Genomic DNA, 6,673 nt, shown 5'->3' on the forward strand with positions numbered 1-6,673 from the left:
TCTGAGCTGGGGGTTATGAATCGAGGGTCAGCTAACTAGCTGCAAAACTCGGGAGCAGTTTGCCGTGGGACCGGATTTCGTGGCGCCGGCGGTCGAACCCGTGATAGACCTGCGTGATGCCAACGGCATGCGGGTCGATTCGCCCCTTGACAGGACCATCGAGGCCGCGGTTGTAAGCCTTGCCGCAAAGATTTATGTCGAGCAGGTCCTGGCGCTGGACGAGGCGGCTGCTAAGGAGCCGGCCGCGCCTCTCGCCCCCAACCAGGCTCCCTCGGAAGCCGTGCCCGATGCCATAACGACGGATGCATAAATCCGTGGCATTGGTTGGGTAGGATAGAGAGGTAACGAAGGGCCCGAGCGGCCTCTCCTCAAGGAAACGGAAAACACAGCCAATGGCAAGCATCTACGGTGAGCCCGCAGTCCTCAGGCGCATCGAGCAGCGCAGTGCGGTCCACAAGGTGACTTCGAACGGGACGATAGCTGCCGCGGTCATGGTGCTCGCCGCCATCGCGGCGGTCATCACGGCCAACTCGCCTGCCTATGAGGTGATCGAGGAGGTTCTCCAGGCACCGCTCTCTGTGGGCATTGGCCCGGCGGTCTTCTCGGTTTCCCTCGAGGCCTTTGTGAACGACTTTCTCATGGCCATCTTCTTCCTTCTCGTGGGCATCGAACTCAAGTACGAGATAACCGTGGGCCAGCTGAGAAAACCCAGGCAGGCGGCGCTTCCCATGCTGGCTGCCGTGGGTGGCGTTGCCGCGCCCGCGCTGATCTATCTCGTCATCAACGCCGGTGGCGCCGTGCACGGGTGGGCTACGCCCATCGCGACCGACATCGCCTTTGCGCTGGGTGTGATGTCGCTTCTCGGCGACCGCATTGCACCAGCTACGAAGGTATTCTTCCAGACGCTGGCCATCGCTGACGACATCTTGGCTATCGTCGTCATCGCGCTTTTCTACGGGCAGGCCCCCAGTGTGGCCTGGGTGGCTGCGTCGGTTGGCGTGGTCATCGTGCTGTGGATCATCTCGCGCATGAAGGTCTACTCTGCAAAGCCCTACATGCTGGTGGGGCTTGTGCTGTGGGTGTGCATGTACAGCTCCGGCATCCACGCCACGCTGGCCGGCGTCATTCTGGCGTTCTTCCTTCCCGCCCGGTCCGACGTGCGCCTCTCCAAGGTGGGCAACTGGCTTGACGCCCGCGCCCGCGAGCTGGATGACACGTATGACGACGAGAGCCACGTGCTTGGCCAGCATGACTTCACCACTGCCGCAGCGCGCGTAGAGCGCGTGATGCACCACGTCACGCCACCGCTGGAGCGCATGGAGCGCTACATCTCGGTACCGGTGAACTTTGTGATCCTGCCCATCTTTGCGTTTGTGAACGCGCAAGTGAGGATTGTGGACATGGACCTCTCCGCAATCGTTGCGAATTCGGTGACCAAGGGCGTCTACTTTGGCGCCGTGCTGGGAAAGCCGCTGGGCATCATCCTGGTGACGTGGCTTCTCGTGCGCATTCGCTTTGCCAAGCTGCCCAAGCACGTGGACTGGCTGCAGATCATTGCGGTGGGCATCATGGGCGGCTTGGGCTTTACGATGTCGATTCTCATCTCGGGGCTGGCCTTTGCCGACCCCGACGAGGCCATGGCAGCAAAGTGCGCGATCCTCGCAGGGTCGGTCACGTCGGCGGCGCTGGGGTTGCTGTTCGTGCATGTGACGAGTGCCGCAAAAGAGCGGCGAGACTCGCGTGCGAACGCGCTTGAGATGGGCGACGAGAAGGGCGACGATGCCGGCGGGGACGCGGCGTCAGGTCGGTAGCCGGCGGGTTGCGACGGCAGGCCACGCTGGCGGGCCGTGCACCCAACCCCGACCCCGCGCTAGTACCGCTCGAGGCGCTTGCGGATCGCGAAGTACTCCGAGAGCAGCAGCACCAAAAGGATGCTCATCACCACCACGGCGCCCACGACGGCGCCGGAGAGCCCCGAGAACCCAACGAGCAGCCACAGCACCGGCACGGAGAAGGCAAACGTAATGAGGTATAGCCTGCTCACGGCCTGCTGCTCGCGCAGCACCGTGATGATCTGGTACAGAAAGTCGATTGCCGCGCAGATGCCGCCGTTGGCCACCATCACGTAGACGAGCGGTCTGAACTGCTCGAAGTCTACGCCGTACAGGAACCCCATGATGGGGATGCCCAACCAGCCCATGAAGAGGCCGACAACCACGGTAATCGCCGCGATGACGCCCATCATGGCGAGGATGATCAGGTCGAAGCGCTTGTGCTGCACGGGGTCGTCCCAAATGCTCGCCAGACGCAGCAGCTGCGGCTTGTAGATCATCGCTGCCGCCATGAGGATGGCGTGGGCGGGGAAGTACATGGCGTTGTAGTAGAGCTGGTTGTCGTAGGAGAGCGCGCCCTCGATGGCAAACTTGGGCATGGAGTCGATGAGGTTGTAGAGGAACATCGCCAGGAAGAGCGGGAAGCAGTTGACGAAGATCTCCCTCACGCCACGCCAGGTGAGCGGCAGCGACCGCTCCGTCTCCATGAGCGCCAAAGGAAGCGTAAGCAGCACGAAGGATGCGGCGGCACCCATGGCCATGCCCACGCTCGCAACCATGAGGTTGCGCGTGAGGAGCAAGAGCACCGTGAACACCACAAACGCAAGCGCGCAGCGCACGGCCTGCGAGATTCCGGCCAGGTAGAGCTTGTCTTTCTGCTGCAGCCTGCCCTCGTACACGTCGCCCAGTGCGTCAAAGAACCTAAAGCCCATGACGCCGCACACGATGGTGGTCATGTCAGCGGCGTATCCACGGATGCGGCAGTACAGCAGGCCGATAAGTACCATGGCAACGCACGTGACAATGCGGTTGACCTGGTAGTCGTAGAACGAGTCCATCTCGTCTATGTCCGAGACCTGGTAGGTGCGCACGCCGTAGTTGCCCGCAAAGTACAGAAGCGTGCCCACAACCATGGCCATCGAGAAGAGACCGGCGTTCTCCGTACCCACAAACTGCGTGGCCACGATGGTCAGCAGCGGAAAGAAACCGCCCCAGGCCGCCTGGCCAATGGAGTTGCACACGTAGTCGCGCGTGGTCTGGTGCGCCAGGTACTGCTCGGACTGCTCGGAGATGGAGCCCGAGAAGACCGAGGAGATCAGGCGGTTCCACCAATGGTTGGTCACGCGGCGGAGAAAGCCTTCCTTCTTGGGCTTTGCGGCAGAGAGGGGGCCCTCGTGCTTGCCGGCGCGCGAACCAACGAGCGAGCTCAGACTTTCCTGCCGGGTGTTCCCGCGTCGCCTGCTCGTGCGTGTCATGCGCCAATCATCCTCTCGTGGCCGCGGGGGCCAAGCTCGTCTCGCCTCTCGGGTCTTCTCGCCTGTGCGTGCGTGTCATTGTATCGCGACGCGCCGCAGGCTGCCCGGTCCTGATGCGCCCCATCGTGTACGTTGCGTTTCGCCTTCGTGGCCGCTTGGTGGGATTTGCACCGCCCTTACAGGAGCTTGCTAAGGTAGCATCTGTATGCTGAGACATGTGGTGCACGTGCACGTCCGTCGGCGGGACCGGCGGGAGCTGAGGGGGGGATACATGACGTCAACCGAGGTGCCAAGCCTAGGTGATGGGAGCGCCTTCGTGGGACCAAGCGAGGTCGAGCAGGCGCGCTCTGCGCTCGCACTGGTGGACGTTCCCGAGGAGCTCCGCGACAACCTGGCACTCTTCCTGCGCCTGGTCCGCAAGGTGCTTGCGGAGAATGACCCAGACCTTCTCGCCACCTTCGACCTTCTGTTGGGCGATGCCATCCGCGTGACGTATGCAGACAGCGTGGCACACACGGACGAGAAGGCTGCCCAGGCCCAGAGGGCGTTCAACGAGTTTGTCTCGACCATCGACGGGCTTTCCATGGACAGGGCAACGCTGCTCATGCGCGCTTTTGTCACCTACTTCCATCTGGCAAACATCTGCGAGGAGAACTACCGCGTCTCATCGCTGCGCCGCCGCGAGGGCGAGGTCCCCACGACGGAGTCCGCAGACCCCATCAACGATCTTACGGTTGCCTATGGGCGGCTGGTTGACGAGTGCGGCCGCGCCAAGGCAGTGGCGCTTCTCAACCGCCTGGAGTTCCACCCGGTCTTCACCGCGCACCCCACCGAGGCGCGGCGCAAGGCGGTCGAGGGCAAGATCAGCCGCATCTCCGGGCTGCTCACCAGGCGCGCGACGCTCGCAGGCCTGGAGCTGGTGGAGAACGAGCGGCTCATGCTGCAGGAGATTGACGCCCTGGTGCGCACCTCGCCCATCGCGTACAAGAAGCCGACGCCCGTCGAGGAGGCCGACACCGTCATCGACATCTTCGACGCCACCCTCTTCGACATGGTGCCCGAGGTCTACCGGCGCTTTGACGACTGGGAGCTGGGCTCGCGTGCCGGCACCGTGCCGCCCATGTGCCCGGCGTTCTTCCACCCCGGCAGCTGGATTGGCTCCGACCGCGATGGCAACCCCAACGTTACCGCAAAGGTGAGTCGCAAGGTGGCCGAGAAGTTCCGCGTCCACGTGCTGGAGGCGCTGGCCGACAGGACCTACTACGTGGGCAAAAACCTCACGCTGGATACGCGCTTCACCAAGCCCTCCGACGCGCTCCTGAACCTGTGGAACCACCAGGTCGAGATGAGCGAGGTCCTCTCGCAGCGTGCACTTGAGGTCTCGACCTCCGAGCTCCACCGCGCCATCATGATCGTGATCTCTGATCGCCTGCGCGCCACCATTCAGCGTACGGCCGACATCATGTACGCCTCGGCCGATGACTACATCGCCGACCTGCGGGTTGTTCAGCGCTCGCTCGCCGCGGCCGGTGCCGTGCGCACCGCTTACGGCCCCTTGCAAAAGCTCATCTGGCAGGCGGAGACCTTCGGGTTCTGCCTGGTGGAGATGGAGTTTCGTCAGCACTCGCTCGTGCACGCGCGTGCGCTCGAGGACATCCGTGAGCATGGGCGCTGGGGCGAGAGGGGAGAGCTCCAGCCCATGACGCGCGAGGTCCTCGACACCTTCCGCGCCATCGGCAGCATCCAGCGCGTGAATGGCGAGAAGGCCGCGCGGCGCTACATCATCTCGTTCACGCAGTCGGCGCAGAACGTGGCCGACGTGTACGAGCTGGCCCAGCTCGCCTTTGCCCACAAGTCTGACGTGCCGGTGCTCGACGTGATTCCGCTCTTCGAGCAGGTCGAGGACCTCGAGAACGCCGTGGACACACTCGACCAGATCATCCGCCTTGAGCCCGTGCAGAGGCGCCTCGCCCAGACGGGCAGGCGCATGGAGGTCATGCTTGGCTACTCGGACTCGTCCAAGGACGCTGGCCCCACCTCCGCGACGCTGGTGCTTCACGCGGCACAGGCGGCCATTGCGCAGTGGGCCGAGAGAAACGACATCGACCTGGTGCTCATGCACGGCCGCGGCGGCGCGGTGGGCCGCGGCGGCGGCCCGGCCAACCGCGCGGTTCTCTCGCAGCCCAAGGGCTCGGTCAACTGCCGCTTTAAGCTTACAGAGCAGGGCGAGGTCATCTTCGCTCGCTATGGCGACCCCACGCTGGCCAGACGCCATGTGGAGTCTGTGGCCGGCGCGACGCTTCTGCAGTCATCGCCTTCCATCGAGTACGTGAACACCGAGACCACGGCCAAGTACGCCGACCTTGCAGCCAGGCTGGATGTCTTGTCGCGCGAGCGCTATCGCGAGCTGCTCGAGACCGAGGGGTTTGCGGAATGGTTCTCCACGGTCACGCCGCTTACCGAGATTGGCCTCATGCCCATAGGGTCGCGTCCCGCCAAGCGTGGCTTGGGGGCCAAGTCCCTGGACGACCTGCGCACCATCCCGTGGATCTTCTCGTGGTCTCAGGCGCGCATCAACCTGGCAGCGTGGTACGGTCTGGGGACGGCGTGCGAGGAGCTTGGTGACCTCGGGCTTCTCCGCCAGGCCTACGCCGAGTGGCCACTCTTCACGACGTTCATCGACAACATTGAGATGTCGCTCTCAAAGACCGACGAGCGCATTGGCCGCATGTATCTGGCGCTGGGCTCGCGTGACGACCTCGCGGAGAAGGTTCTGGACGAGATGCGCCTTACGCGCAAGTGGGTACTGGCGATTGTTGGTGACGAGTGGCCGCTTGAGCACAGGCGCGTGCTGGGGCCGGTGATTCGCGCGAGGCTGCCGTTCGTGAACGTGCTTTCGGTGACGCAGGTGCGCGCGCTGCGCGAGATGCGCACGCGCGGCGAGCACCTCACGCCGGAAGAGCGCGAGCGATTCATCTATCTCATCCTGTGCACCGTGTCCGGGGTTGCTGCCGGGCTGCAGAATACGGGATGACGGTTCTGACACGGTAGATCTGCCGACCACGTTGACGGCACTGCTCGACGAACGTGTTGCGGGTCTGCAACACGTTCGTCGACGTTTCTGTGACGTCCTGCGCGCGTCACACGTTTGTGTACGATTGTGTGACGGTTCGCAACACATTCGGTGTCGAGTGGGGTAGCCTCTGGCTGAGCAGCATTTGTGAAGCGAGAAAAACTTGGGATTGACGGTTGCGTTACACGAGCGTTTTCGCGTAAGATACTCCTCGCTGCATCCCTGGCAGCACAGATTTGGGCGTTTAGCTCAGGGGGAGAGCGCTTCCCTGACACGGAAGAGGTCAGAAGTTC

The 6,673-nt window shown here is 63.5% G+C and carries 4 protein-coding genes; 3 read left to right on the forward strand and 1 reads right to left on the reverse strand.

The genetic code is table 11. The features are described from left to right. Nucleotides 1-64 precede the first annotated feature (64 nt). Entirely contained in the window at nt 65-310 is a 246-nt protein-coding gene (locus ACO59D_RS12605) for a hypothetical protein (RefSeq protein WP_485127281.1), read from the forward strand. Between the two features lie 82 nt (nt 311-392). Further along, nucleotides 393-1,811 carry a Na+/H+ antiporter NhaA gene (gene nhaA / locus ACO59D_RS12610; protein WP_485127282.1) on the forward strand — a complete coding sequence of 473 codons (1,419 nt, stop codon included), beginning with the start codon at nt 393-395 and terminating at the stop codon, nt 1,809-1,811. Nucleotides 1,812-1,870: 59 nt separating this feature from the next. Here the strand turns inward: nhaA and ACO59D_RS12615 are convergent, their stop codons facing one another. Continuing rightward, on the reverse strand, nt 1,871-3,307 hold the full coding sequence (locus tag ACO59D_RS12615) for a lipopolysaccharide biosynthesis protein (RefSeq protein WP_485127283.1): 1,437 nt from the start codon (nt 3,305-3,307) through the stop codon (nt 1,871-1,873). Between the two features lie 271 nt (nt 3,308-3,578). On the opposite strand from ACO59D_RS12615, the gene ACO59D_RS12620 reads away from it, so the two are divergent. After that, nucleotides 3,579-6,341: a phosphoenolpyruvate carboxylase gene (locus ACO59D_RS12620; RefSeq protein WP_485127284.1), complete on the forward strand. Its 2,763-nt coding sequence runs from the start codon at nt 3,579-3,581 to the stop codon at nt 6,339-6,341. Nucleotides 6,342-6,673: the final 332 nt, after the last annotated feature.

The sequence above is a fragment of the Tractidigestivibacter sp. genome (assembly GCF_057241865.1).